Source organism: Hymenobacter terricola (assembly GCF_017921975.2).
Classification (GTDB): Bacteria; Bacteroidota; Bacteroidia; order Cytophagales; family Hymenobacteraceae; genus Hymenobacter; species Hymenobacter terricola.
This window is the reverse complement of the sequence record NZ_JAGEMO020000001.1, coordinates 683481-708207: the sequence shown is the minus strand read 5'-3', so window position 1 is coordinate 708207 and position 24727 is coordinate 683481. Positions and strand designations below refer to the sequence as shown.

The window sequence follows — 24727 nt, the reverse complement described above, 5'->3', positions numbered from 1 at the left end:
TCGCCCCGAATGACTACTCGGTTACTGTTGTGCTATTGGGGAATGCTGGTCCTTGGCTGGCTGGCCGGGCAGCCGGTGGCCCGCGCCCAAACGCCCAGCCTGGACCCCAACGCGCCCAATCAGCCGGGCCTGGCCTCCCCGGCCCTGCCGCCGCGCGCCGCGCCGCCCGCCACCGCGCCCGCCCGCCGGGCCCTGGCTCATCCGCGCGTGCTGGTTCTCGATGCCGAAGCCGCCGACCGGCCCCTGCTGCGCCGCTACAAGCTGAAAGCCAGCGTGCCCGATTCGCTCAGCGCGCTGCGCGAAGTGCGGGAGCTGGTGCTGGCCCTGCAGGGCGATGCTTACCTCACCGCCTCGGCCGACGAGATGCACTGGACCCGCGACACCGTGCGGGTGCGCCTGTACGTGGGCGAGCAGTTCCGCTGGGCCTACCTGCGCAACGGCAACCTCGGCGATGGCTTGCTGACCCGCGCCGGCTACCGCGAAAAGTTCTTCCGCCACACGCCGTTTGTGCCCGAAGACTGGGCCCGGCTCCAGGAGCGCATTTTGGTGGAGGCCGAAAACCAGGGGTTCCCGTTTGCCACCGTCGGACTGGATTCCATCCACCTCAGCGGGCACGACATTGCCGGGCGCGTGGTGCTGAAACGGGGTCAGGTGGTGGTTTTCGATTCGCTGCAAATCGTGGGCAACTCCAAGACCAAGAAGCGTTTCCTCACCAAATATCTCCAGATTTTCCCCAACCAGCCGTTCAGCCAGCAGCGGGTGGCCGCCGCCGCCCAGCTGTTGCGCCAGCTGCCCTACGTAAAGCTGCGGGCCGAGCCCGAAGTCCGTTTTGCCCGGGGCCGGGCGCGGGTGTACCTGCTGCTCGACGACCGGCCCTCGAACCAGTTCGACGCCATCGTGGGCATTTTGCCGAACTCGAACGCCAGCCCGACGGGCGTGCAGTTCACGGGCGACGTCACCATCAACCTGCGCAACATCAAGGGCGGCGGCAAGCAGCTGGGGCTGCAATGGCGCAAAACCGACGCCGCCTCCCAGCTGCTTGATGTGCAGTACGTTCACCCCAATTTTTTCGGCACGCCGCTGGAAGTGGCCGGCTCGTTCAACCTGTACAAGCAGACCGACGCCTTCCTCACCCTGCGCCCACGCCTGCAGGTGACTTACCCCACGGCGCGGGCCGGCCGCATCAGCTTCTTCGCCGAGCAGCGCAGCTCGTATCTGCTCGACACCCTGCTGAAGGAGAAGACCGTGCTGCCCGATACCATTGATTCCCAATACAATTCCTACGGCCTGGCCTACGCCTGGAACAGCCTCGACGACCTGTTTTTTCCGCACCGCGGCTACCTTGTGAATGCCCAGGGCGCCGTGGGCACGAAAACCATCATCAAAAACGCCGAAATAAAGCCCGAGCTCTACGATGGCCTGCCGCTGCACTCCACGCAATATTCCTTTGCGCTACGGGTGGAGCGCTACCTGCCGGTGAAGCGGGCGGGCGTGCTGCTGCTGCGCCTGCGGGGCGAAGGGCTGCTCAATTCGCGCCTGTTCACCAACGATTTGTTCCGGCTGGGCGGCTTGAATTCGCTGCGGGGCTTCAACGAAAACCAGTTCTACACCAGCTCCTACGCCGTGGCCACGGCCGAATTCCGGCAGTTCATCGGCCCTGATTCTTACGTGTTTGCGTTTGCCGACCAGGCCTACGCGCGCCACGACATTTCCGACGACCGCCGCGTGGAGCAGCCCACCGGCCTGGGGGCGGGCCTGAGCTTTCGCACGGCGGCGGGCATGTTCCAGTTCGTGTATTCGGTGGGGCAGTACAGCAGCCAGGGGTTTGAGCTGAAGTCGTCCAAAATTCACTTCGGCCTGACAAGCCGCTTTTGAGGCCCGCCGAAGCGCCCGCCATTTCGTCCGCTATTTTCCGGCTCAAATACTGCTTTCCGCCACTGTGGCCGGAACCGGGAAATTGCGGCTAAATTTCCCGTCAATACGACTGATATTCAGCATTGGTAACCCATAATTCAGATTGGTACATCATTTGTAATTACGGGACCGAAGCCGCTCCTAAAACCGGCTCCCTTCCATGAAATTTATCAGCCCGAAATTTATTCGTTCCATTGCCCCGCAGCTCGACTTGCTCAACACCATTGGTGGTGGCGTGGCCCAGCCCCAGCTTCGCGTCGACCAGCGCCCCAAAGGCGTCGTGCTGCGCGTGGCCATGCCCACGGTGTCGGCCGACAGCTTCCGCGTGGTACTCAACCAGCAGAAGCTCACCGTGTTCGGCGAGTACCGCCACGAGCCCGATGACCAGATGGCCGCGCCCCTCTTCGTTCAAACCCTTGACCTGCCCACCAACCTGGACCTGGCCCGCATCGATGCCGTGCACGAAGGCAATGAGCTGCGCGTGCGCATCCCCTTCCTGAACCCCTCCGACCAGCAGCGCGAAATCGACATTCGCCACAACTGAGTAGAGAGTTGGTTTGGGAATTTTATTCAGGCGGTCATGTCGAGCGCAGCCGAGACGTCTCGCATGCAGCAGTAAATCAATCGATTGGTTTGCTTGAAACCCGCGACATGTCTCGGCTGCGCCCGACATGACGTTCCTTAATTAAATTAAGGCATAAGCTTACTCTCCTCTCGATAACGCCGGGACCGACCGGCACCACAGTCCACTGATAACGCCGGGACCGACCGGCCGAGTACCTCGTCTTTTGGGTTTTCACTCTTGAGCCACCGCCAGCAGCGGTGGTTTTATTTTTGTACCTACCCAAACAGCGGGATAATCAGCACAAAGCTCATCAGCAGCGCGAGGTAGAACCAGCCCATTATCTGGCCCCGGTACCGGCGCGGCATGCGGTTGCTGAGCACCAGCATGGCTACGATAATCAGCAGCAGATGGGCCACAAAAAACACCATCGTCTTCACCCAATTGCTGACAATGGTGTTTTCGGCCTGGTATTGATTCGATTCGCCCAGCCCCGACGTGAGGTAGCGCAGGCCGTAGAACGCCACAGTTTCAAAAACCACAAACAGCCCTAGCCCCGCCAACAGCGCTGTTTTCGAGGATTTTTCGGATACGTCGGCCATGGTGAGTTACGGGCGGGGACGGCCCTGCACTTCGGCGGCGCGGGCTTTGATGTACAGCTCCTCCACTTTGGTGCGGGCCCAGGGCGTGCGGCGCAAAAAAGTAAGGCAGGACTTGATGCTGGGGTTTTCGGCGAAGCAATTCATCCGCAGGCGCACGTCCAGCTCGGGCCAGCCGTAGGCGGCCACGAGGTACTCCAGAATGGTGGCGAGCTTGACGCCGTGCAGCTCGCTGATGAGGTGGCCGGATTCGTCGCGGGCATCGGCGGCGCGGAGGAAGGACATAGGAATGAAAAGCAGCTGGAACCGCAAAGTTGGCGAAAACCCACGGCCCGGCGCACGATGGTGGCCGGAAGCGCGTTATTTTTGACGTTCACCGCCCCATGCCGCCCTCCCCCACCACCGCCCCTGCCACTTCGGCCATTCCGCGCCCGGCCCCGCGCTGGCCGTGGCGGCGCGGGCTCCTGGCGGCACTGCTACTGGGGCTGCTGGTGGGCTTTTCGTACTACCTGCGCCATCAGGTGCAAATGAACCGCTACGCCCGGCGGGCCTGGGCCACTTTCACCAAAGGCGGCCTCACGGGCCACGAAAAAACCCCGCTGCTGGCCGGCTACTCGGTGCACGGCATCGACGTATCGGCCTACCAGGGCCGCATCGACTGGCCCGAGGTGGCCCGCAACCGGGTGCGGTTTGCCTTCATCAAAGCCAGCGAGGGCGCTACTCTGCGCGACCCGCGCTTTGCCCGCAACTGGCGCGAAGCCCGCGCCGCCGGCGTGCTCTGCGGCGCCTACCATTACTTTCAGCCCAACCGCGACGGCCAGACCCAGGCCGATTTGTTTGCCCGCACCGTGCCCCTCGCGCCCGGCGACTTGCCGCCCGTGCTCGACGTGGAAGCCGCCAATTTCCACGACGTGGCCATCTTCCGGCGCGAAGTGGCCCGCTGGCTGCGCCTCATCGAGGCCCACTACGGCGTGCGCCCCATCCTCTATTCCAACCACAGCTTCTACCAGCGCCACCTCGCCGGCCATTTCGACAACTACCCGTTGTGGCTGGCCCACTACGAAGTGGAGCGCCCCACGCTGCCCCGCAGCAAGTGGATAATCTGGCAGCACTCCGACGAAGCCTACGTGCCCGGCATCCGCGGCGTAGTCGATTTCAACGTATTTCAGGGCAATTTTGAGGACCTGCAAGCGCTGCGGGTGCCCAAGCCCGTGGCGCCCGCCTACCGCTAGGCACCCAAAAAAACGCCCGGCCCGCCGCCTCCGAAGAAGCCAGCGCGCCGGGCGACCAGAGAGGCTCAACGAGCCCGGTAGCCTACATTTTGTCTTTCGACGCCATTTTGCCATCCTTCTTCATCATCTTGCCGTCTTTCTTGGCCATTTTGTCTTTCGACGCCATTTTGCCGTCCTTCTTCATCATCTTGCCGTCCATTTTGTCGTCTTTTTTCATCATCTTGCCGTCGCCCTGCTGAGCGTGAGCGGCCAGAAACGTACAGGAAAGCGCTACGGCCGAAGCCAATTTGAGGAGGTTTTTCATCGTAGTATTTGTAAAACGGTGTTGGAGTGAGAAATGTGGACGAAAGGTTACCCGCAATCATAAAGTTTAGATGAAGATATATTCCCAGGCCAAAATCTTGCACCTCAAACCGTTTTGCCTGCTGATGCTCTCCCTGGCGTTTTTCGCCTCGTGCAGCAGCAGCCGGGGAGTGAGCAAAGGCGCCACCGGCTCGCGAGGTGCCTACACCCAAACCGGCCTGGGCTCCTACTACGCCGATAAATTTGTGGGCCGGCCCACGGCCAGCGGCACCACCTACCGGCCCGGCGAAATGACTGCCGCCCACAACACCCTGCCCTTCGGCACCCTCATCCGGGTGACCAACACCCGCAACGGCCGCTCCGTGGAGGTAACCGTAACCGACCGGGGCCCGCACACCAAAGGCTACATCGTGGACGTGTCGCGCCGCGCCGCCGCGCAGCTCGACATCATCGGGGCCGGCGTGGTGCCCGTGCAGCTCACCGTAGTGAGGGCAGCCAGCCGCTAAAGCCTTTCCCCTATTAGCTTTCCCCCAAAATCCACCCTGCATGAATATCCGCAAAAAAGTGCGCTGGACCCTGCCGCCCGGCACCAACCGCTACGCCGCTCTCGACCTCTGGGTGCCTGCCGCCGAAGACGAAGGCTGGAACGAAGACGAAATTCAGTACGTCATCACCGAGGTAGTGGAAGCCGACGGCGATGCCGCCGGCCTGGAAGTGCTGGCCTGGTACACCTACCAATAATAGCGACGAAGCACTCCCGAAATTTTGTATTCCCGGCTTTAGTAGCCAAGCCAACCAAATGCCGTTCTCACGCCTTGCTGCTCGCGGCGAGGTGTGAGAACGGCATTTTCGTGCGCAATACCTACGCCATCACCTCTTTACTCCTGCCCCAAAGCGGCTTTACGTAGTGTCATCAAATGGTGTAGTTAAATAATTTTTTCAACAAATTATAAAGCTATTCAAATAAAAAATCATTAAAAAGATGAGCTTTAATTTCATTAAGTAAGAAATGATTGTACTTTTGAACAGTTAAATTATCTTACCTCTAAGAGTCTTGCTATTAGCTTTGGCGAACTAGTGAGCCCCCACAATGAGCCCCCGCAATATGAATAAACTTCTCCTTCTGCTGATAATCGCGGCTTTTACCTCTGCCAATAGTCACTTGGCTGGAGTAGCCCGGGCAGGAGCAGTTGACAAAGCAATATTAGTGGGCCAGTGGACCGGGCCGCTGCCGGTACCTGGCGGCAGTCGTCAGATTTCCATCACCGTGAGCCAGTTGTCGGATGGAAGCACGTCGGCGACACTTCACGTAGCAGTTGCCCGGCTGAACAACAGCCCCATGCGGGTAGTGAGCAACGCGGACAGCGTGGTTTTCTACGCCGACAACGTGGGCTGCCGCTTTGCGGGCCAGCCCGTGGCCGACGGGCAACAGTTGCGCGGCCAGTGGCAGCAGCCCGGCTTCCGCGCCACGCTGGTGCTGGACCGGGTGCCGCCTACCAACGCGGCAGCAGTGGCCCAAGAAGCGCCCGCTGCTTACAAAACCGAAGATGTCCGGGTGAGCAGCGCCAACAGTCCGAACAGTGAAATCGGCTTGGGCGGCACGCTCAACATGCCCGCCGGGGCCGGGCCTTTTCCCGCCATTGTGCTGCTGTCCGACGTCGGCACTGCGGAGCACCTGGATGGCACTTATAGCCTGCTCACTAGCTTGGCTGACTACCTCACCCGGCAAGGTATTGCCGTGCTTCGCCTCGACGACCGGGGTACGGGCCGGTCGGAAGCCGTCCCCAGGGCCAATACGGGCACGGAGCTGGTGGCAGATGCGCAGTCGGCCATGAACTTTCTACGCACCCGGCCGGGCATCGACCCCATGCGCGTGGGCCTGCTCGGGCACGGCGAGGGCGCCAACGTGGCCCTGCTGGCGGCGGCGCAAGCATCTGCCCCGGCTTTTGTGGTGGCGCTCGGCGCGGCCGGTGTGACGGGCCAGGAACTGCTGGCGCGGCAAACCTCGCTGGTGAACCAGCCCGGTGAGCCCGACACGGCTCAAGCCACATTTGCCCGGAAGCAGGCCCAACTAATGGCTCTGGCCCGCCGCGAGGCCAAAAAGCAGCTAGCCGGCGGTGCCAACGCCGAGCAGGTACAAATCCGGCTGGCCCAGGAGCAGCTGCGGCTGAGCATGGAAGCCAAAAAGCGCAGCGACGCCTTATACAAGCGGCAATACGCCATGCTCGAAATCATTCGTCAAACCTCGGATAATGCCCAGGCCCGAGCCATTGTGGCCAACATGCTGAAGCAGATTTACCCGGCCTTGTCGTCGGCCACGGCCCAAACCCGGGCCGGCCAGCTCACCAGCCCCTGGTACCGTTCGTTCCTCATCTTCAACCCGCAATCGGAGCTCGGCAAAGTGACCTGCCCGGCCCTGCTCCTTCACGGCACCGCCGATACGCAAGTACCTGCCGCCGCCAACCTGACGCCCCTGGAAAAAGGCCTTAAAGCCAACAAGCGGGTGAATATTCAGAAGCTGGAAGGAGTGAACCACTATTTCCAGATGCCCGCCAGCGAACAGGCATTGGCCGCCGGCACTGAGCAGCCATCGGTGGCCTCGACCGATGCGCTGGAAACCATTGGCGAGTGGGTATTTCAGCAAGTGAAGCAATAAGCAACCACTGCGTTAGCTGGGCTGCGGCGCAGGACGCAATGCTTCGCGCAGCCACGCCCCGGCCAACGCGGCCAGGCCGCCCACCAGGCCGGCCACAATTCCGGTTACCAGGAGTAACGCAATGGCTGAGCCGCCCAATGGCAGCAGCTGGGCTACCCGGTGCGCCAGCAGACTATCGTTTTGCTGCGATAGCCAGGCAGCGGGCAAAATCCAGCTCAGCCCGGCGCCGCTGAAACCTGCCCAAAAGGCCACCCGGCCGGTAGGCGCCATGAGTAGCCCGATGGCAAACGCCACCACGGCCAGGCTCCACCAGGGAAAATCTAACTGCGCGGCCGAGGCCAGCACCAAAATAAGAATGGGTAAAAGCCAGGGATTGCGCCAGTTCATGCCAGCAAAGTAACACGAATTGCGTGGTTGCGGCACAATACATTGGCAGTGGAATCCTCCGGCACACCCGGCGGCTAAAATCAGGCGGCAGCCAAAACTTCGGCGTCGTTGTTGGCCGGCGAATTTACCCGCTTGCTGATGACGTACTCCTGCATGGCGGCTGCATCATACGGCAGCAGCAGTTGCTGGTGCGCGGCCAGGCCCAGGCCGTCGTCCAGCCAGGCCTGCTCGGCGGCGCGGCCGGGCAGGATAACCGGCATCCGGTTGTGAATATTGGCCATCAGCGCGTTGGGTTCGGTGGTGATGATGGTGAACGTGGGATGCAGCTCGCCGGTACCGCGGTCAAGCCACTCATCCCAAAGGCCGGCGAAGGCAAATGGCTGCTCGTCGCGCAGCAAAATGCGGTGCGGTACCTTGCCCGCCGGCGTGGCCTGCCACTCAAAAAAACTATCGGCCAGCACCAGGCAGCGCCGCCGCCCCAGCAGCTGCCGAAACGAGGGTTTCTCGGCCAGCGTCTCGGCCCGGGCGTTGATGGGCCTGGGGCCGGTGCTGGGGTCCTTGCTCCAGCTGGGCACGAGCCCCCAGCTCAGCAGCTGAATCTGGCCGGGCGCGGCGTTGGTGATGATGGGCAGCCGCTGCGAGGGCGCGGCGTTGTAGGTAGCGGGCGCAGGCTCGGTGAATCTGGCGTCGAAACGCTGTTCAACGGTTGGCGCGGGGGCGATGAAGGTGTAACGGCCACACATAGGACCACAGATTTGACGGATTTCAACGGATAAAACGGATTTTTTGTGGTTGCCAACCGATGAACGAATCGCCGGGGCATTGGCAACAGAAAAGCCCCAACACGGCAATGACCGCGTTGGGGCTTCTTTACGGAACCACAAAAAATCCGTTTTACTCCGTTGAAATCCGTTAAATCTGTGGTCAGATTTTATACAGCAACTCGTAGTATTCCTTGGCCATGCGGCCCGATTCGAATTCGGGCTCCACGTCCTTCATGGCGGTTTTTACCACTTTCAGGAAGTTCTTGGGCTGGTCGTAGTACAGCGGCAGCACCGTTTTTTCGAGCACGTCGAGCAGCGCGGTGGCCTCCGAATCGTCCTTCACGTTATCGGGCAGGGTCACGTCGGCAATGGGGATGAGGAAGCCGTTTTCACCGTCTTTGCAGAATTCGGGAATCCAGCCATCGGCGATGCTCAGGTTTACGCTGGCATTCATGGCGGCGGTCATGCCGCTGGTGCCGCTGGCCTCGCGCGGGAAGCGCGGCGTATTCAGCCAGACGTCGGAGCCCTTCTTGAGGGCGGCCGACAGGCCCAGCTCGTAGCCGGTGAGGACGGCGCAGTTCTTCAGGTTGGCCGTGCGCTTGATGATTTCATTGAACGAGGCCACCGCGCCATAATCCTTCGGGTAGGGCTTGCCGGCCCAAATCACCTGGATGGGGTGTTGCGAATTATTGGCCAGCTCCACAAAGCGCTCGAAGTGGCGCAGAATCAGGTCGGCACGCTTGTAGGCCGCAAAGCGGCGGGCCCACACGATGGTAATGACGGCGGGGTCGAAGATGTTGCCGGTCTGGTCGGCCACGATTTTAAACAGGTCCTTTTTCAGCTCCTGCTTGCGGGCCAGCAAGGCGGCATCGTCCTTGCTCTTGTTGGCGGCCGCCAGCTGCGGGTCGCGCCAATAGGTGCCGTTCTGGGCGTTGGTGATGGGAATGATGGGGCAAATGCCTTCGTAGTGGCCCCACATTTCGTTGGCCACTGTGCCGTGTACTTTGCTCACCGCGTTGGCCTTACGGGCAAAGCGTAGAGCAGTGAGCGTGTAGTTCAGCGCGTCGCCGTTGCCGATGCGGGTTACGCGGCGAATTTCGGCTTCCGGCACCGAGCCGAAGAACGTCATGTCCGTCAGCAGCTTCATGGGGCGCTCCTCGTTGCCGGCCAGCTCCGGGGTATGCGTCGTGAACACGAGGCGCTTTTGCACCTCGGCCAGGTCGCGGCCATGCTTTTCGTAGAGATAAAACGCCAGCGGCAGGCCGTGGCCTTCGTTGAGGTGGTAGACGTCGGTTTTGCGGCCGAGCACGTCGAGCAGCTTGCCGCCGCCCACGCCCAGCAGGATGCTCTGGGCCACGCGAGCCGCCGCGTCCGGGTCGTAGAGGTGGTGCGAGATGGTGCGCGAGAGGTAGTCATTCTCGGCGATGTCGGTGGTCAGGAAGAACATCGGCACCGTGCCAAACACTTCGGGGGCCAGGTACAGGGCCTTCACGTGCACATCAGCGCCGTGAATGGTGATGGGGAAAACGATGCCCGTGTCTTCCAGAAAAGAGTAGTGCTTCTGGCGGAATTCGGCGCGCATGCTCTGGTCTTCGCCACGGCCCTGGTCGTAGTAGCCAAAGCTCCACAGAATGCTGATGCCCACCAGGTTTTGCTTCAGCTCGTAGCCGGAGCGCATGTGCGAACCGGCCAGAAAGCCGAGGCCGCCGGAATAGGTTTTGAGGGCCTGGTCGACGGCGAATTCCATCGAGAAATACGCGGCGGCCGTCTTGTATTTGGCCGCGGGCGCGTAGGATTTGAACGTAAATGCCATAGAGAGGTAAGGTGCACGCCATTGCGCGTGCCGGTAAGAAAATGCTGGATTAAAAACGGGGACACCAACCCAGGCTCCATAGGTCGGCGCGGCCGCAAGGTCCGAAGCATTCCGCCAAAAAACGCAACAACTTGATACATAGAACCTACTTGCACAAACGTTAGCATTACACAACCTGTACATTATCAGCAGTATACCAACCAGCAATTTGTAACACCCGAAGGCAGTAGGTTCAGTCTAAATTCATTGCCGGGCGGCTGGGCAATCCTCCGGCAGCAAGCGGCAAGGCAGCACTGCCAGCAGGCTTGCTCCGTAAGACCTGCCATTTTTGGTGAAATTGGCAGCACAACGTGGTAAATCAAATTAAAAAGTGTCAATAATTCAATTATATGCAATTATTATTAATGATTTTTTAATATAATGACATAATCTTGTAATCTCGTGTATTGCAACGTAACTGACTACTTGCTCTAGCTTTGATGCTTTGTTCTCGTACTTTTCAACCTCAGTTTCACACGTATGCGCATGACATTTTCCGCCCGCTACCTGGTAGCGCCGCTGCTGGGTGCAGTCCTATTCGCAAGCTGTTCCAAATCGGAACCTACGCCGGAAACGCCGGTCGCCGCCGCCACTACGCAGAACGTATCGGCGCCGGGTTTCCCGGAGGGGTTTGAGACGGGAACCAAAACGGCCTACACCACCGGCTCGGTTACGCTCGGCTCCGGCTCCTGGACGCTGAACGACGCCCTGATTGGCAACACCACGGCCGATGCCAAAACGGGCACGCAGTCGACCCGCGTGCGCAACAGCGGCTCGCTGAGCATGAACTTTGACCTGACCGCCGGCGCCGGCGTCGTGACGGTGGGCCACGCCCTCTACGGCACCGATGCCAGCGGCACCTGGGAACTGTGGGCCTCGGCCAATAGCGGCTCTTCCTACGCCAAAGTGGGCAGCACCATCACCACGGGCAGCACGGCACTCAGCACAGCCTCCTTCACGGTGAACCTGGCCGGCACCGTGCGCCTGCAAGTGCGCAAAACCGATGGCAGCACCAACCGCCTCAACTTCGATAACATCACCGTGGAAAGCTACAGCGGCGGCGGCGGTGGCACCGGCGGCAAGAAATTCCTGTTTGACGCCACCAAGGCCGAAACGGCCGGCAACGCCGACTGGGTGCTGGACGTGGACGGCGGCGTAGTGCCGCGCTACCCCACGCCCGCCGCGTCGGGCATCACGGCCAGCACGCCGGAAAGCTACTGGACGGCGGCCCTTTCCTCCTGGGGCGTGGCCCTGGTGAAGCTGGGCAATAGCGTGGAAAACCTGCCTCTGGGCACGGCCATTACCTACGGCAATGCTTCGAACCCGCAGGATTTGGCCAACTACAGCGTGTTTGTGGTGGATGAGCCGAATACGCTGTTCACGGCCACAGAGAAATCGGCCATTGTCAACTTCGTGAAAAACGGCGGCGGCCTGTTCATGATTTCCGACCACACCGTGTCGGACCGCAACAACGACGGCTACGACTCGCCCGCCATCTGGAACGATTTGATGACCAACAACTCAGTGCAGGCCAACCCCTTCGGCTACAGCATTGCCCTGACCAACATTTCGGAAACCACCAGCAACGTGTTGGCCAGCAGCACCAACACCATCCTGCACGGCTCGCAGGGCGACGTGACGCAGCTGAAATTCTCGAACGGCGCCACCATCACCAAAACCTCGGGTTCGGCCGCTGCGCCGCTGATTTGGCAGAGCACCGCCTCGCAAGGCAACACCAACATCATGTGCCTGAGCAGCACCTACGGCACGGGCCGCGTGGTGTGCATCACCGATTCGTCGCCGGCCGACGACGGCACCGGCAGCCCCGGCAACACCGTGTACCCCGGCTGGACTGAAATCGCCAGCCATGCCAAGCTGCACATGAACGCCTCCCTCTGGCTGGCCAAGCTGCAGTAAGGTTCGATATCGGCTGCCCGTAGCGGCCACCTGAACAAGTAGAGAAGCGCCCGCTGCCAGTTTCGGTAGCGGGCGCTTTTGCTTTCCTGAGATGCGACAAATTTATTTCCGGAATGGAAACGGTTGCGCAGAATGCGCCAAGCTGGAAAGCCGTACTTTTGGCCCTGATGCTATCCTAACGCCCTTTTTGCATGAAATTCCCACGCCTTTTGCTGGCAGCAGCAGTGCCGCTGCTCGCTTTCGCTCCGCCCGTTGCAGCTACAGCCCGCCCGCTCCAAAACACCGTCAGTAGCGCCGACCATTCCAAAGCGGCCCCTGCCGTCCGCATCGACCCCACGTACTGGTGGGTAGGCATGAAAAACCCCAAGCTGCAGCTGCTGGTGCACGCGGCTGGTATTTCGGGGGCCACGGCTAGCCTGGCCGCCTACCCCGGCGTGGCGCTGGAAGGCAGCCAAAAGCTGGAAAGCCCCAACTACCTCGTCGTCAACCTCACCATCGGCCCCGAAGCCAAGCCGGGCCAGTTGAAGCTCACCTTCAGCGGCGGCAAAAAGCTGGCCTACAGCTACGAGCTGCGCGCCCGCAACACCGACCCGAACCGCACGCAGGGCCTCACGCAGGCCGATTTTATTTACATGCTGATGCCCGACCGGTTCTCGAACGGTGACCCGAAGAACGACGTGGTGAAGGGTACCCGCGTCAACCACATTGCCCGCGACTCGATGTATGCCCGCCACGGCGGCGACATCAAGGGCATTCAGAACCACTTTGCTTACTTCAAGCAGCTGGGGGCCACGGCTATCTGGCCCACGCCGCTCATTGAGAACGACATGCCCAAGGCCAGCTACCACGGCTACGCCGTGACGGACTGCTACAAAATCGACCCACGCTACGGCACCAACCAAGAGTACCAGCAATTTGTGAAAGCCGCGCACGCCGACGGCCTGAAAGTGGTGCAGGACATCGTGCTCAACCACTGGGGCAGCTACCATCATTTATTCCTCGACAAGCCGGCGGCCGACTGGTTCCACGCCTTCCCCACCTTCACGCGCAGCAACTACAGCGCTTACGCCCTCAACGACCCTTACGGCTCGAAGCGCGACTACACGTTGTTTAATGACGGCTGGTTTGACACCACCATGCCCGACGTAAACCAGGGCAACCCGCTGGTGGCCACCTACCTGATTCAGAATTTCCTGTGGTGGGTGGAAAGCACCGGCCTCGACGGCTACCGCATCGATACGTACCCGTATTCGGACCCGCAGTTCCTCATGACCTGGGGCAAGGCCATTGCCGAGGAGTACCCCAAGCTGGCGCTGTTTGGCGAGGCCATGGAGGCCACCGAAGCCCAGCAGGCGTTCTTTGCCCAGAACATTCTGCCTCCGGTGAATGGCTTCAAATCGAACCTGCCGGCCGTGCTGGATTTTCAAACCTGCTTCGCCATCCGCGACGTCCTCAAAACAGAAAACGGCGACCTGGGCCAGCTCTACCACGCCCTGCAGGCCGACTGGCTGTACGTGGATGCCACGCGCAACGTAACCTGCCTCGACAACCACGACATGAGCCGCATCTATTCGGTGATTGGGGAGGATTTCAACAAGTTCAAGACCGGCATGGCCTGGCTGCTCACGTTGCGCGGCACTCCTCAAATTTATTATGGCACCGAAGTACTGATGAAGAATTTCTCGAACCCCGACGGCAAGGTGCGCGAGGATTTCCCCGGTGGCTGGGCCGCTGACAAGAACAATTATTTCGCGGCGCGCACCGGCCAGGCCGGCCTGGCGTTCGACTACGTGAGCAAGCTGGCCAACTACCGCAAAACGCACCCGGTTTTATCGAGCGGCAAACTCATGCAATTCATTCCGCAGGACGGCGTGTACACGTATTTCCGCTACAACGAGGGCGGCGAGTGCGTGATGATTATTGCCAACAACACCAAGGAAGAGAAGAAGGTGGACGGCACCCGCTTCGCGGAGCGAACCGACGGCTTTTCCTCAGGAATTGAGGTAGTGAGCGGGGCCACCATTTCGGATTTGAAGGCCCTGAATGTGCCGGCCCATACGGCCTGGGTAGTGGAGTTGCGAAAATAGCGCGCTAGGCTTCGCGAAGTTCACAATCAAGTCTCGCAAAGGCACTGATTTCTTGTAACTTCTTGCAACTATTTTTTCTTAAATTCGGCGAAGCAGCATTACCATTCGCCTTTGCGGGACTTGATTGTAAACTTCGCAAGACTCTGCGCTTATGACTGACCTCACCAACCAAGTAGCCATCGTTTCCGGGGCAAGCCGCGGCATTGGCCGGGCCACGGCACTGCTGCTGGCCATGCAAGGCGCCAAAGTAGTGGCCGTGGCCCGCAGCGAGGCTGAGCTTGACGAGCTTACGCAAAAAACCCAGGGCCTGAGCATTGTGGCCGACGTGGCGGACGAGACGGATGCGCAGCACGTGGTGGCCGAAACGCTGCGCCGCTATGGCCGGCTCGACATTGTGGTGTGCAACGCCGGGGTGGGCTCCTTCAACGAGCTGGAGCACTTCAGCAGCGCCGAGTGGGACCGGATATTCGACACCAACGTGAAAGGCACTTTCCTGCTCTGCAAGGCCGCCGTGCCGCACCTGAAGGCCCAGCGCAAAGGCCACATCGTGGGCATTGCCTCCGATGTTTCCAAGCGCACCTTCGCCAACGGCACGGCCTACGGCGCCAGCAAATATGCCCAGGACGCCGTGCTGGCCAGCCTGCGCAAGGAAGTGCGCCCGCACGGCATCAAGGTGAGCGTCATCTACCCGGGGTTTGTCGACACGTATTTCAACGACACCAAACCGGGCAGCGCGGAAACGGAGAAAACCCATCTGCGGCCCAGCGACATTGCCCAGGCCGTGCGCTACGTGCTGGAGGCCCCGCCCCATGTGGTGGTAGATGAGCTGATGCTGCACCCGCTCACACAGGAATGGTAATTTTTCGGTGAACAATTAGCAGTGAACAGTGAACAATGCGGTGCTGCCAACCGGCGGGTAAAACCGTCCGGTTCACTGTTCACTGCTAATTGTTCACTGACCTGTTATCTTGCCGCACCATGAAAAAACTGTTGCTGGCCGGCGGCCTCCTCACCTTGGCTGCTTTCTCTTTGCCTACTCCGCCCGTGCACAAGACTCATCCCCCGGCCAACGACCCCAACACGACGGCGGAAGTACCCCAGGACCATAAGCTCGTCATTTACCAGCTGATGACGCGCCTGTTTGGCAATAAAGTGGCGCTGAACAAGCCCTACGGCACCATTGGTGAGAACGGCTGTGGTAAATTCAACGACATTACCGACCAGGCCCTCGCCGAAATCAAGAAAATGGGCGTGAGCCACGTCTGGTACACCGGCGTGATTGAGCACGCCACCATGACGGACTACACCACTCAGGGCGTGCCCGCCGACGACGCCGACGTGGTGAAGGGCCGCGCCGGCTCGCCCTACGCCATCAAGGATTATTACGATGTGGCCCCCGACCTGGCCGTGGTGGTAAAAAACCGCATGCCGGAGTACGAAGCCCTCATCAAGCGCACCCACGACCACGGCCTGAAAGTCCTCATGGACTTCATCCCGAACCACGTGGCGCGCTCCTATAAGTCGGATGCCAAGCCACTGGGCGTGGTTGACCTGGGTGCCCAGGACGACAAAACCAAGGCCTTCGCGCCCAACAACAACTTTTACTACCTGCCCGGCAAAAGCTTCGTGGTACCGGCCAACTACAACCCGCTGGGCCCGCTGAAAGGACCGCGCGAGGACGGCAAATACCTCGAAACCCCCGCCAAAGCTACCGGCAACGACGTTTTTTCGGAAGCGCCCAGTGTGAACGACTGGTTTGAAACCGTGAAGCTGAACTATGGCGTGGACTACGAGAACGGCCGCAAAACACACTTCGAAACCGTGCCCGACACCTGGAAGAAGATGCGCGACATCCTCGTGTTCTGGGCCGGCAAGGACGTGGACGGTTTCCGGTGCGACATGGTGGAAATGGTGCCGGTGGAGTTCTGGGCCTACGTGATTCCGGAGCTGAAAAAGGTGAAGCCCGGCCTGGTTTTCATTGGCGAAGCCTACAATCCGCAGGAATACAAAACCTACCTCGACAAAGGAAAATTCGATTTTCTCTACGACAAAGTGGGCCTCTACGACGGCCTGCGCAAGCTGATGCGCCAGGAAGGCACCACGGAGGACATCACCAAAGTGTGGAAGGACGAGAGCAACGGCTTCTCGTCGCACATGCTGCGCTTTCTGGAAAACCACGACGAGCAACGCATTGCCTCTAAAGACTTTGCCACCGACCCGCGCCGCGCCATTCCGGCCATGACCGTGACGGCCACCCTGGGCAGCGGCCCGGTGATGCTCTACTTCGGGCAGGAAGTGGGCGAGCCCGCGCGCGGCGCCGAAGGCTTCAGCAGCGAAGACGGCCGCACCTCAATTTTCGACTATTGGGGCGTGCCTGAACACCAGAAATGGCTGAACCAGGGCAAGTTCGACGGGGCCAAGCTGAGCCCGGAGCAAAAGAGCCTGCGCGACTTCTACAGCCGCCTGCTGAACGTGGCCAGCACCAACGAAGCCATTCGCAAAGGCCGCTTCTACGAGTTGCAGGACGCCAACAACCTGGGCAAGGAATACGACCAGCGCCACCTCTTCACCTACCTGCGCTACACCGACAAGCAGCAGCTGCTGATAGTCGTGAATTTCAGCGCCGACAAGACCTACCGGCCCGTCATCAACCTCCCCGCCGAAGCCCTGGCGGCCATTGGCCTCAGCACCAAGAAATTCTATACCTACACCGACCTTCTCAACCCGGAGGAGCCGCGCAATACCCTAAATCTCACGTTAGCTCCGCTGTCGGCCTATATTTTCGAGATAAAGTCCCGGTAACGTTGCCGGAGTACGCAAGTCAATCAGTAAATTTGAAGGCTGCCGGGCACCAGGTTTTCCTGGGCCGGGCAGCCTTCTTTCTTTTCCCGCAATTCCCACCTACGTCCGATGGCATCTGTCGCTGCGGCTCCGGCCACCACGAGTACCCGCAAGAAGCCGCGCCTGAGCTTCTGGCAAATCTGGAACATGAGCTTCGGCTTCATGGGCATTCAGTTCGGCTTCGCGCTGCAAAATGCCAACACCAGCCGCATTTTCTCCAACCTGGGGGCCAACGCCGACGACATTCCGATTCTGTGGGTGGCCGCGCCGCTCACCGGCCTCATCGTGCAGCCCATCATCGGCTACCTCTCCGACCGCACCTGGAGCCCGCGCTGGGGCCGGCGGCGGCCGTTCTTTTTGGTGGGGGCCATCATGGCATCGCTGGCCATGCTGGTCATGCCCAACTCGCCCACCCTCTGGATTGCCGGCGGCATGCTCTGGATAATGGATGCCAGCATCAACATCAGCATGGAGCCGTTTCGGGCTTTCGTGGGCGACATGCTGCCGGCCGAGCAGCACACCACGGGCTTTGCCACGCAGTCTTTTTTTATTGGCATCGGGGCCGTGGTGGCATCGCTGCTGCCCACCATCCTCACGCATTTTGGGGTAGCCAATGAAGCGGCGGCCGGCCTGGTGCCCAACTCCGTGAAATATGCCTACTACATTGGCGCAGCGGCCTTTTTCCTGTGCGTGGTCTACACCGTGATGACGACCACGGAGTACCCGCCGGAAGACCTGGAAGCCTTCGAGCGCGAGAAAAACAGCGTCACGCTGTGGGAAGGCGTGAAAGAAACCTTCACCGGCGTGCTGCACATGCCCAAGGTGATGAAGCAGCTGGCTTCGGTGCAGTTTTTCACCTGGTTCGGGCTGTTTTGCATGTGGATTTTTACTACCCTGGCCGTCACCAAGCACCTGTACCACACCACCGACACCAAATCGGCGGCGTTCAACGAAGGGGCCAATTTTGTGGGCGTGGCGTTCGCGGTGTACAACGGGGTTTCGGCGGGCTTCAGCCTGCTGCTGCCCCTCATTGCCCGCAAGTTCAGCCGCAAGCTCACCCACATGCTCTGCCTCACGGCGGGCGGCCTGGGCCTGCTCTCGGTGGCGTTCATCACCGAGCCGTGGATGCTTTATCTCTCGATGATAGGTGTGGGCGTGGCCTGGACCAGCATCCTATCGGTGCCCTATGCCATGCTGGCCGGGGTCATTCCGGCCAATAAAATGGGGCATTACATGGGCGTTTTCAATGCCTTCATCGTGATTCCCCAAGTGTGCGCATCGCTGGGCCTGCCCTTCATCATGAAGAAATTCCCGGCCCTCGACCCGCTGAACGTGGTGGTGCTGGGCGGCATTCTAATGATAATCGGCGGCCTGCTCACGCTGCGCGTTTCCGACGACGAAAAAATTCACCTGCCGGTTGAAGGCGCGCAGGGCCTGGCACCGGCCTACGAAAGCCCGGCCCTGCCCAATCCAGCCGTTTAACGGGTGGGCTGAAACCCCAAAGAAGGCTGCCCACAAACGCGGGCAGCCTTCTTTTATGCCTTGATAATGGCCTCGGCAACTTCGCGGCCGGTGGCCAGGGCGGCGTTCAGCGACGGATAGGCGGCCCAGTCGCCGCAGCGGTAGAGCGTATCGGTCAGCTTCAGGGGCTGCTGGGCGGGCTGGCCGGCCAGGTACACGGGCAGCGCGGCCGGGATGCGGTAGCTGCGCAGGTGCTCCCATTGCCGGGCCGCCGGCCCAAACCAGGTGACCAACTCCTCGTGGACGCCCGCCGTGATTTCGGTTTCACTCAGGCCGCGTTCGCCGTGGGTGCTGACGGAGACCAGCGCCCGGCCGGCCGGCGCGTAAGCTCCGCTCACATCGGCGGGGAATGCCACGTTGTGGGCCAGTGCGCCGGGAGCGGCATTGAGGCGCAGCAATTTATCGTTGCGGCCCGGCGAGTGGCCGCCCTGGGTGGCAAAATAGGTGCAGGTAGTGATGCGGGCGGCGGTGGAAAAGCTGGCGGCCTGGGCACTAGCCAAGTCGTCGGCGTTGCCGCTGCGGCCGGCCAGCAGGCGCAGGGCCGCGAGCCCATCGGTGGCCAGGACCACGGCCGCGCCATTCAGCACCTCCCCCGACGTGAGGCGGACCTGGGTGCCGTCAACCAAGCCGGCTACTGACGTGTTCAGGCGCACCGTGCCGGCCGGCAGGCGAGCCGCCAGCTGCTCCGGCAGCTGTTGCATGCCCAGAGCCGGCACCGCCGCCTCGCCGGTCACGAATTGCTGGAACACGAATTCGAAGAAATTGCTGGCCGTGGTCAGCTCCCTATCCAGAAAAACGCCCCCGAAAAACGGCTTAAAGAACGAGTTTATCATCTGCTCACTCCAGCCGTAGTGCTGCAAAAACGTGATTGTATCGGTGGCCGGCCGGGCCAGCAGCTCCTCCGGCGTGTGTTTCAGCACGTGCCGCACCAGGCTGAGAATGCGCAGCTTATCAGTTAGGGTGCCGATGGGCGAGGTGAGGGCCGAAAAGGCGGCCAAAGGGCGTTGCAGCGGGTTTTGCAGGGTGGTTTCCTGCCCATCGGCCAGCCGGATAACGGCGCCGGAACGGAAGGCTTTGAGGCGGAGGGCGCCGTAGTCGAAGATGCGCCGGGCCTCGGGGTAGTTGGTGAGCAGGACCTGAAAGCCGCGGTCGAGCCGGAAGCCGTCGGGCGTGAGGTCGGTGCGCACGCGGCCACCCACGGCGTCGGTGGCCTCGAGCACCAGTACGGGCCGGCCGGCGCGGTGCAGCCAGGTGGCGCAGGCCAGCCCCGCCATGCCCGCGCCGATGAGGATAACGGGTTTTGAAGAATTGCTCATTTACAGCTTAATCAAGGTAATTATCCCGGCCCGGTACTGCCCGGCTTCGGAATACGAACAGTAGGCAGCTCACTTCTCCAACGAATGCTTAGTTGCGCACCCGCCTTAACAATGAGAAACCGGACTTCCCCCGGCATCGGCTTGCCATCGGCCGTAGCGGGGTGCCAGCGGGCCATTCCGTTGAGGGCTTGCGCAACGGCCGTGAGGATGCCGCTCCCCCCCTGCCCGTCTACCAGCCGCAACGTGCCTTGGTCGTCCACGGTTGCCCGAATCGTGAATTCCTGGCCGTCAATCATGTTTTCCCACTGGTTGCGCTGGTTGGTCTGGTTCAGCCGGTCCAGGAGCTGGTGCATGCAGGAAATAGCATCGACGGGCGGCCTGGCCGGCTCTATGAGCATGTTCCGGAAGGCTTGATTGGTCTGCTGCTGCTCGTTGAGGCGTTGCAGCTCGGCCCGGACGGCCGCGCAGTTCATCCCCAGCCGCACCCGGTCGCTGGCCGCCGTCGGGTCATCAATCTGGGGTTCCAGCAGCGAATGGGCCTTGTAGCGCGCCGATATGCCGGCGGGAGCGTCCAGAGCCTTGCCTCCGCGAAAAATGCCTTGCTCATATACCTCCGTGGTCAGCAGCTTCCCGGTGCCCAGGGCGTGGCTTTCCCAGATGCCTTGCGGCAGGCCGTTTAGCACCGGGCCGCCGTACCGGCGCTTCAGCTGGGGCATGATGCCCTGCCACAAGCCATTGCCATTGGTCACTCCCGGTTGGCCCGTCGAGTCCCAGGAGGCTACGATGCGCAGCCGGGGCGCGGCTTTGCCGGTCCATTCAAAGGTTTGCTGGGGCTTGCCGCTCGGGTACCAGAATTCCCAGGTGCCCGTGGGCTCGCCGTGCGTAAAAGCGCCCCGTATCGCCAGCTGGCCGTTGGCAAAATAGGTTTCGTACGGGCCGTGGCGCTGGCCCTGCTCGTAATGCAGCCGGCTCCGCAACTTGCTGGTGACAATGGTATAATCCCGCGCCTCGCCCTGAAAATCGCCTTTATCCGTGACGTGGGTCTGGCGGCGAATGTCGGCGCAGGCCGGCGGCGTCAGGTTGTACCTCAGGTCGTAATACAGCAGCGTGCTGTCGCCCTTAATCACCTCAATACACTCGGGCACGGTGGCATTGCGGCTGGTTGCGCCCGGTGCCAGCAAGGCCTGAACGCCCGCCGCGCTCAGGGCCCGTTGCGCCTGCACCGGGGTTGCGAGGCCAATGCCGGTGAGCCAAACCACAACGGCCAGCAGGGCAGGCCGGGGCCAATTTCGTAAACTTGATTTCATGCGGATAAGGGTAGATGTTGGAGAAAACGGTTTCGTGGGGAAAAATTAGACACGAAGTTGTTCAACAAAACCCTTCCAACGGCTCTGGTTAATAACTGACGTTACGCACCAACGACGGGCACGGGCTGGCGCGCGTCTGCGAGGCACTGCCTACTGGGTTCGAGCCTGGGGCTCGGGCAGCGAAAACGTTGCAGACGTGCTCACGACCCGAGCCAGAGGCTCGAACCCAAGCGGCAGCGCGTCGCAGACGCGCGCCAGCCCGTCGCTGGTTCGTAACAGCAGTTATTAAAACAACTTGGGCATCTTATGCTCCCGCCATTTCTTGCGCGTTTTCATGGTCCAGAATTCGGCCACGCCGTCGCGGCGCAGGCTGAGCTGCCAGGCGCCCATGGGCTGGCCCAGCTTGTAGCCGGTGGCCTGGTCCCGTGGAAACTTCTGCTTGATAACCGCATAATCGGCCGCCGAAATATCCTGGCCGATTTCGCCGTGGCAGCGCAGACAGACCTTGTTGTTCAGCACAATGGGGCGGCTATAGAAGAATACTTCCTGCGACATCCGCTTGATGGTGCGGGCCGTGTCTGGGTTCATTTCCTCGGGCAGCAGCACGCCCTGGTTGGCCGGGTTGCGGGGCCGCTCGCTCACGCGGCGCACCGTGGCCCGGAGCACTCCCGCCAAGGAATCGACGAAATGGTAGGTTTCGGGCCGGCAGAAGGCGGCCGCCCGGGCCACGCCGCCAGCGGCCAGCTCGCGGGCCAGAGTTTGGCGCAGCAGCGAGTCGGCGGTGATGGTCAGGGAGTCGCCGGCCCAGCGGGTGGCGTTTAGCAAGTCCTTGGGCATGATGCGCTTCACCTCCCAGTTCTCGGCTTCGATGCCGATGCGCTTGTGGTCCTTGAGGTGTTCAATCTGGTCGGGGCGGCAGGCTGTGGCGGCCAGCGCCACCGCCACCGCCACGTAGGCGCGCGCCATGGCGCGGGCGGCCACCAGGCGCGGGAAACCAATTTTTTGCAACAGGTTTTTCAAAGTCAAGAAAGAGTAACAGGCCGATTTTACCAACGACGAACGCACCAAGGCGCGTTCCTACATCAGGTAGGCTTTCAGTTCCTCGTACTTAACCGTTATGGGCACGCTTCGTTTGGGGCGGCCCTGCAAGGCGCGCACCACTTCCGGCAATTCGATGGCGCGGCCCAGGATGGGCTCCACCACGTCGGGAAACTTGACGGGGTGCGCCGTGGCCAGTATCATGCCGGCGGCCCCGGCGTGCCGGGCTTGGTAGCGGCGTAACGCCATGTAGGCCACCGCGCCGTGCGGGTCGAGCAGGTAGTTGTCGGCTTCCCACACCTGGTGGATGGCGGCCACCGTGTCGGCGTCACTCACGGTATCGGCGCTGAGGGCGGCGCGCATCGTCTCCAGGTCGTTGTCGAACAGCGCCAGAATGCGCACGAAGTTGCTGGGGTTGCCCACGTCCATGGCGTTGGAAAACGTGGACACGGCCGGCCGGGGCGTGAACGTGCCGGTGCGCAGGTACGCCGGCACGGGCTCGTTGGCGTTGCAGGCGGCAATGAAATGTCCCAGCGGCAGCCCCGACGCCTGCGCCAGCAGCCCGGCGCACAGGTTGCCGAAGTTGCCGCTCGGCACCGCCACCACCGGCGCGGGCGCACCAGCCGGCCACTGCTGCATGGCGAAGCAGTAGTAGAGCTGCTGCGGCAGCCAGCGCGCCACGTTGATGCTGTTGGCCGAAGTGAGGAAGCGCCGCTGGGCCAGCTCCGGGTCTTGAAACGCCTGCTTCACCAGCGCCTGGCAGTCATCGAAAGTGCCGCTCACTTCCAGCGCCGTGATGTTCTGGCCCAGCGTGGTGAGCTGCTGCTCCTGCACCGGGCTCACCTTGCCGGCGGGGTATAATATCACCACTTCCACACCCGGCACGCCCAGGAAGCCGCTGGCCACGGCCCCGCCGGTATCGCCGGAAGTGGCCACCAGCACGGTCACGGGCGGGGTGTCGCCGCGCTGCGCGAAGTAGCCCAGGCAGCGGCTCATAAACCGCGCGCCCACGTCCTTGAACGCCAGCGTGGGCCCGTGAAACAGCTCCAGCGCCGCCACGCCCGCCGCCACCGGCACCAGCGGGAATTCAAAGTCCACCGCCTCGGCGCAGATGCGCTGCAAATCGGCCTCGGGAATGGTGCTGCCCACGTAGGGCCGCATCACGTTCAGCGCCACGGTGGCTTTGCTCAGGCCGCGCAGCTCGCGCAGAAAGCCGGCCGAGAACTTCGGGATGGTTTCGGGAAAATACAGGCCGCCGTCGGGGGCCTGCCCGGTGATGGTGGCCGTGCGAAAATCAACCGGTGGCGACTGGTGGCGAAGGCTGTAGTATTTCATATGTTGTTTTATAGGAACGCGCCACGGCGCGTTCAGTCGTTGAACGATTAGGCCACGGCCGGACATAGCGCCGCAGCCGAACGCGCCATGGCGCGTTCCTACCCCACCACCCGTGCGCCCTCCGTGCCCACCGGCCCGACGTAGACATTAAACTCAATCCCGAACTCCGCGAACACGCTGCCCATCGCAGCGCCCACCGCCTGAGCGGTTTCCTCGGTCCGGTTCAGCATAAAAATTGACGGTCCCGAACCGGAAATTCCGCCCCCGATGGCCCCAGCTGCCAGGGCCCGCTTCCGCGCCTCGGCCAGGCCGGGAATGAGCGGGGCCCGGGCGGGCTCCACGATGTAGTCGTCCAGCGAGCGGCCAATCAGGTCGTAATCAGCCGTTAGGAAGCCGGCCACCAGGCCCGCCACGTTGGCCCACTGCCGCACGGCTAGGCCCAGAGGCACGGCGGTGGGCAGCACTTTGCGTGCATCCTTGGTCTTCACCTCAATCTGCGGATGCACCACGGCCACCCACAAGGGCGGCGCGGGCAGGGCGATAATGTCTATTGCCGGCTCCAGGGCCCGTACCACCGTAAAGCCCCCGAAAATAGCCGGCGCGATGTTGTCGGCATGGCGGGCGCCGGAGGCCACGGCCTCGCCTTCCATCGCGAAATTCACCAGCTGCATTTTGGTAAAGCGATTGCCCAACAGCACATTGGCTGCCACCACTGCCCCCACCGAGCTGGCCGCGCTGCTGCCCACCCCGCTGCCCGGCATGATGCCCTTAGTAATCTCAACGTCGAAGCCCATCGTTTCAGGCACTTCTTCCAGCATCGCCAGCAAGGCTACGCCGGCCACGTTATGCAGCGGGTCGGTAGACAGGTTGTAGGAGTCGAGGTGCTGAATGCGGACGCCCGGCTCATCGGTGCGCGTGACGCGAATAACGTCGTAGGGAGCGGCTAGGGCCAGGCCAAACACATCGAAGCCGCAGCCCAGGTTGGAGAGCGTGGCGGGGGAATGAACGAGAACGGAACGGGGCATGAAAATCAGTGAACAGTTAACCGTGAGCAGTTAGCAACGAACCTTTGATTGTTAACTGCTCACGGTTAACT

General features: G+C 61.6%; 22 protein-coding genes. 11 read left to right on the top strand and 11 right to left on the bottom strand.

Annotated elements, in window-relative coordinates:
* The first annotated feature begins 9 nt into the window (after positions 1-9).
* Positions 10-1875 (top strand): BamA/TamA family outer membrane protein, encoded by a 1866-nt coding sequence (locus J4G38_RS02720; protein ID WP_210518311.1) that lies wholly within the window; start codon positions 10-12, stop codon positions 1873-1875.
* Between the two features lie 199 nt (positions 1876-2074).
* Positions 2075-2458 carry an Hsp20/alpha crystallin family protein gene (locus tag J4G38_RS02715; protein ID WP_210518310.1) on the top strand — a complete coding sequence of 128 codons (384 nt, stop codon included), beginning with the start codon at positions 2075-2077 and terminating at the stop codon, positions 2456-2458.
* Positions 2459-2754: 296 nt separating this feature from the next.
* On the opposite strand, the gene J4G38_RS02710 is transcribed toward J4G38_RS02715, so the two are convergent.
* A complete protein-coding gene (locus J4G38_RS02710) occupies positions 2755-3078 on the bottom strand; it encodes a hypothetical protein (RefSeq protein ID WP_210518308.1) in 324 nt (107 codons plus the stop codon).
* Between the two features lie 6 nt (positions 3079-3084).
* Positions 3085-3360, bottom strand: a complete 276-nt coding sequence (locus tag J4G38_RS02705; protein WP_210518306.1) for a VF530 family protein — start codon at positions 3358-3360, stop codon at positions 3085-3087.
* 98 nt (positions 3361-3458) lie between these two features.
* On the opposite strand from J4G38_RS02705, the gene J4G38_RS02700 reads away from it, so the two are divergent.
* A complete protein-coding gene (locus J4G38_RS02700; protein ID WP_210518304.1) occupies positions 3459-4307 on the top strand; it encodes a glycoside hydrolase family 25 protein in 849 nt (282 codons plus the stop codon).
* Between the two features lie 82 nt (positions 4308-4389).
* Here J4G38_RS02700 and J4G38_RS02695 read toward each other — a convergent pair whose 3' ends face one another.
* Complete coding sequence (locus tag J4G38_RS02695; RefSeq protein WP_210518303.1) at positions 4390-4611, bottom strand: hypothetical protein; 222 nt, start codon at positions 4609-4611, stop codon at positions 4390-4392.
* Between the two features lie 70 nt (positions 4612-4681).
* Between J4G38_RS02695 and J4G38_RS02690 the strand changes: the two genes are divergently transcribed.
* The 3 genes from J4G38_RS02690 (at position 4682) to J4G38_RS02680 (ending at position 7266) form a co-directional block, all read left to right on the top strand.
* On the top strand, positions 4682-5116 hold the full coding sequence (locus J4G38_RS02690) for a septal ring lytic transglycosylase RlpA family protein (protein WP_226163077.1): 435 nt from the start codon (positions 4682-4684) through the stop codon (positions 5114-5116).
* Between the two features lie 40 nt (positions 5117-5156).
* Positions 5157-5351: a hypothetical protein gene (locus tag J4G38_RS02685; protein WP_210518302.1), complete on the top strand. Its 195-nt coding sequence runs from the start codon at positions 5157-5159 to the stop codon at positions 5349-5351.
* Between the two features lie 364 nt (positions 5352-5715).
* On the top strand, positions 5716-7266 hold the full coding sequence (locus tag J4G38_RS02680; protein ID WP_210518301.1) for an alpha/beta hydrolase: 1551 nt from the start codon (positions 5716-5718) through the stop codon (positions 7264-7266).
* A gap of 12 nt (positions 7267-7278) precedes the next feature.
* Here J4G38_RS02680 and J4G38_RS02675 read toward each other — a convergent pair whose 3' ends face one another.
* From J4G38_RS02675 to glgP, 3 genes are all read right to left on the bottom strand, one after another.
* On the bottom strand, positions 7279-7653 hold the full coding sequence (locus tag J4G38_RS02675; protein WP_210518300.1) for a hypothetical protein: 375 nt from the start codon (positions 7651-7653) through the stop codon (positions 7279-7281).
* A gap of 80 nt (positions 7654-7733) precedes the next feature.
* Positions 7734-8396 carry an SOS response-associated peptidase gene (locus J4G38_RS02670; RefSeq protein ID WP_210518299.1) on the bottom strand — a complete coding sequence of 221 codons (663 nt, stop codon included), beginning with the start codon at positions 8394-8396 and terminating at the stop codon, positions 7734-7736.
* Positions 8397-8577: 181 nt separating this feature from the next.
* The gene (gene glgP / locus J4G38_RS02665; RefSeq protein WP_210518298.1) at positions 8578-10230 is read right to left on the bottom strand and encodes an alpha-glucan family phosphorylase; all 1653 of its coding nucleotides are present in this window, start codon (positions 10228-10230) and stop codon (positions 8578-8580) included.
* A 525-nt stretch (positions 10231-10755) separates the two neighbouring features.
* Here glgP and J4G38_RS02660 point away from each other — a divergent pair.
* From J4G38_RS02660 to J4G38_RS02640, 5 genes are all read left to right on the top strand, one after another.
* On the top strand, positions 10756-12186 hold the full coding sequence (locus J4G38_RS02660) for a hydrolase (protein WP_210518297.1): 1431 nt from the start codon (positions 10756-10758) through the stop codon (positions 12184-12186).
* A gap of 191 nt (positions 12187-12377) precedes the next feature.
* The gene (locus J4G38_RS02655; RefSeq protein ID WP_210518295.1) at positions 12378-14273 is read left to right on the top strand and encodes an alpha-amylase family glycosyl hydrolase; all 1896 of its coding nucleotides are present in this window, start codon (positions 12378-12380) and stop codon (positions 14271-14273) included.
* Between the two features lie 151 nt (positions 14274-14424).
* Positions 14425-15132 carry an SDR family oxidoreductase gene (locus J4G38_RS02650; protein WP_210518293.1) on the top strand — a complete coding sequence of 236 codons (708 nt, stop codon included), beginning with the start codon at positions 14425-14427 and terminating at the stop codon, positions 15130-15132.
* A gap of 119 nt (positions 15133-15251) precedes the next feature.
* Positions 15252-17075, top strand: a complete 1824-nt coding sequence (locus J4G38_RS02645) for an alpha-amylase family glycosyl hydrolase (protein WP_210518291.1) — start codon at positions 15252-15254, stop codon at positions 17073-17075.
* 108 nt (positions 17076-17183) lie between these two features.
* Positions 17184-18596, top strand: a complete 1413-nt coding sequence (locus J4G38_RS02640) for an MFS transporter (RefSeq protein WP_226163075.1) — start codon at positions 17184-17186, stop codon at positions 18594-18596.
* A gap of 53 nt (positions 18597-18649) precedes the next feature.
* On the opposite strand, the gene J4G38_RS02635 is transcribed toward J4G38_RS02640, so the two are convergent.
* The 5 genes from J4G38_RS02635 to J4G38_RS02615 all read right to left on the bottom strand — a co-directional run bounded on the left by J4G38_RS02635 (position 18650) and on the right by J4G38_RS02615 (position 24656).
* Positions 18650-19951: a protoporphyrinogen/coproporphyrinogen oxidase gene (locus tag J4G38_RS02635; protein ID WP_210518289.1), complete on the bottom strand. Its 1302-nt coding sequence runs from the start codon at positions 19949-19951 to the stop codon at positions 18650-18652.
* 20 nt (positions 19952-19971) lie between these two features.
* The gene (locus tag J4G38_RS02630; RefSeq protein WP_210518287.1) at positions 19972-21258 is read right to left on the bottom strand and encodes a toxin-antitoxin system YwqK family antitoxin; all 1287 of its coding nucleotides are present in this window, start codon (positions 21256-21258) and stop codon (positions 19972-19974) included.
* Between the two features lie 285 nt (positions 21259-21543).
* Complete coding sequence (locus J4G38_RS02625) at positions 21544-22278, bottom strand: c-type heme family protein (protein ID WP_210518285.1); 735 nt, start codon at positions 22276-22278, stop codon at positions 21544-21546.
* 57 nt (positions 22279-22335) lie between these two features.
* On the bottom strand, positions 22336-23631 hold the full coding sequence (gene thrC / locus J4G38_RS02620; protein ID WP_210518284.1) for a threonine synthase: 1296 nt from the start codon (positions 23629-23631) through the stop codon (positions 22336-22338).
* 98 nt (positions 23632-23729) lie between these two features.
* Positions 23730-24656, bottom strand: a complete 927-nt coding sequence (locus J4G38_RS02615; RefSeq protein ID WP_210518282.1) for a homoserine kinase — start codon at positions 24654-24656, stop codon at positions 23730-23732.
* Between the last annotated feature and the right edge of the window lie 71 nt (positions 24657-24727).

Coding starts and splice junctions, on each gene's coding strand:
- J4G38_RS02685 (WP_210518302.1), top strand. CDS start 5,157: ATGAATATCCGCAAAAAAGTGCGCTGGACCCTGCCGCCCGGCACCAAC.
- glgP (WP_210518298.1), bottom strand. CDS start 10,230: ATGGCATTTACGTTCAAATCCTACGCGCCCGCGGCCAAATACAAGACG.
- J4G38_RS02635 (WP_210518289.1), bottom strand. CDS start 19,951: ATGAGCAATTCTTCAAAACCCGTTATCCTCATCGGCGCGGGCATGGCG.
- J4G38_RS02660 (WP_210518297.1), top strand. CDS start 10,756: ATGACATTTTCCGCCCGCTACCTGGTAGCGCCGCTGCTGGGTGCAGTC.
- J4G38_RS02675 (WP_210518300.1), bottom strand. CDS start 7,653: ATGAACTGGCGCAATCCCTGGCTTTTACCCATTCTTATTTTGGTGCTG.
- J4G38_RS02695 (WP_210518303.1), bottom strand. CDS start 4,611: ATGAAAAACCTCCTCAAATTGGCTTCGGCCGTAGCGCTTTCCTGTACG.
- J4G38_RS02705 (WP_210518306.1), bottom strand. CDS start 3,360: ATGTCCTTCCTCCGCGCCGCCGATGCCCGCGACGAATCCGGCCACCTC.
- J4G38_RS02720 (WP_210518311.1), top strand. CDS start 10: ATGACTACTCGGTTACTGTTGTGCTATTGGGGAATGCTGGTCCTTGGC.
- thrC (WP_210518284.1), bottom strand. CDS start 23,631: ATGAAATACTACAGCCTTCGCCACCAGTCGCCACCGGTTGATTTTCGC.
- J4G38_RS02630 (WP_210518287.1), bottom strand. CDS start 21,258: ATGAAATCAAGTTTACGAAATTGGCCCCGGCCTGCCCTGCTGGCCGTT.
- J4G38_RS02650 (WP_210518293.1), top strand. CDS start 14,425: ATGACTGACCTCACCAACCAAGTAGCCATCGTTTCCGGGGCAAGCCGC.
- J4G38_RS02645 (WP_210518291.1), top strand. CDS start 15,252: ATGAAAAAACTGTTGCTGGCCGGCGGCCTCCTCACCTTGGCTGCTTTC.
- J4G38_RS02700 (WP_210518304.1), top strand. CDS start 3,459: ATGCCGCCCTCCCCCACCACCGCCCCTGCCACTTCGGCCATTCCGCGC.
- J4G38_RS02670 (WP_210518299.1), bottom strand. CDS start 8,396: ATGTGTGGCCGTTACACCTTCATCGCCCCCGCGCCAACCGTTGAACAG.
- J4G38_RS02710 (WP_210518308.1), bottom strand. CDS start 3,078: ATGGCCGACGTATCCGAAAAATCCTCGAAAACAGCGCTGTTGGCGGGG.
- J4G38_RS02690 (WP_226163077.1), top strand. CDS start 4,682: ATGAAGATATATTCCCAGGCCAAAATCTTGCACCTCAAACCGTTTTGC.
- J4G38_RS02715 (WP_210518310.1), top strand. CDS start 2,075: ATGAAATTTATCAGCCCGAAATTTATTCGTTCCATTGCCCCGCAGCTC.
- J4G38_RS02615 (WP_210518282.1), bottom strand. CDS start 24,656: ATGCCCCGTTCCGTTCTCGTTCATTCCCCCGCCACGCTCTCCAACCTG.
- J4G38_RS02680 (WP_210518301.1), top strand. CDS start 5,716: ATGAATAAACTTCTCCTTCTGCTGATAATCGCGGCTTTTACCTCTGCC.
- J4G38_RS02655 (WP_210518295.1), top strand. CDS start 12,378: ATGAAATTCCCACGCCTTTTGCTGGCAGCAGCAGTGCCGCTGCTCGCT.
- J4G38_RS02640 (WP_226163075.1), top strand. CDS start 17,184: ATGGCATCTGTCGCTGCGGCTCCGGCCACCACGAGTACCCGCAAGAAG.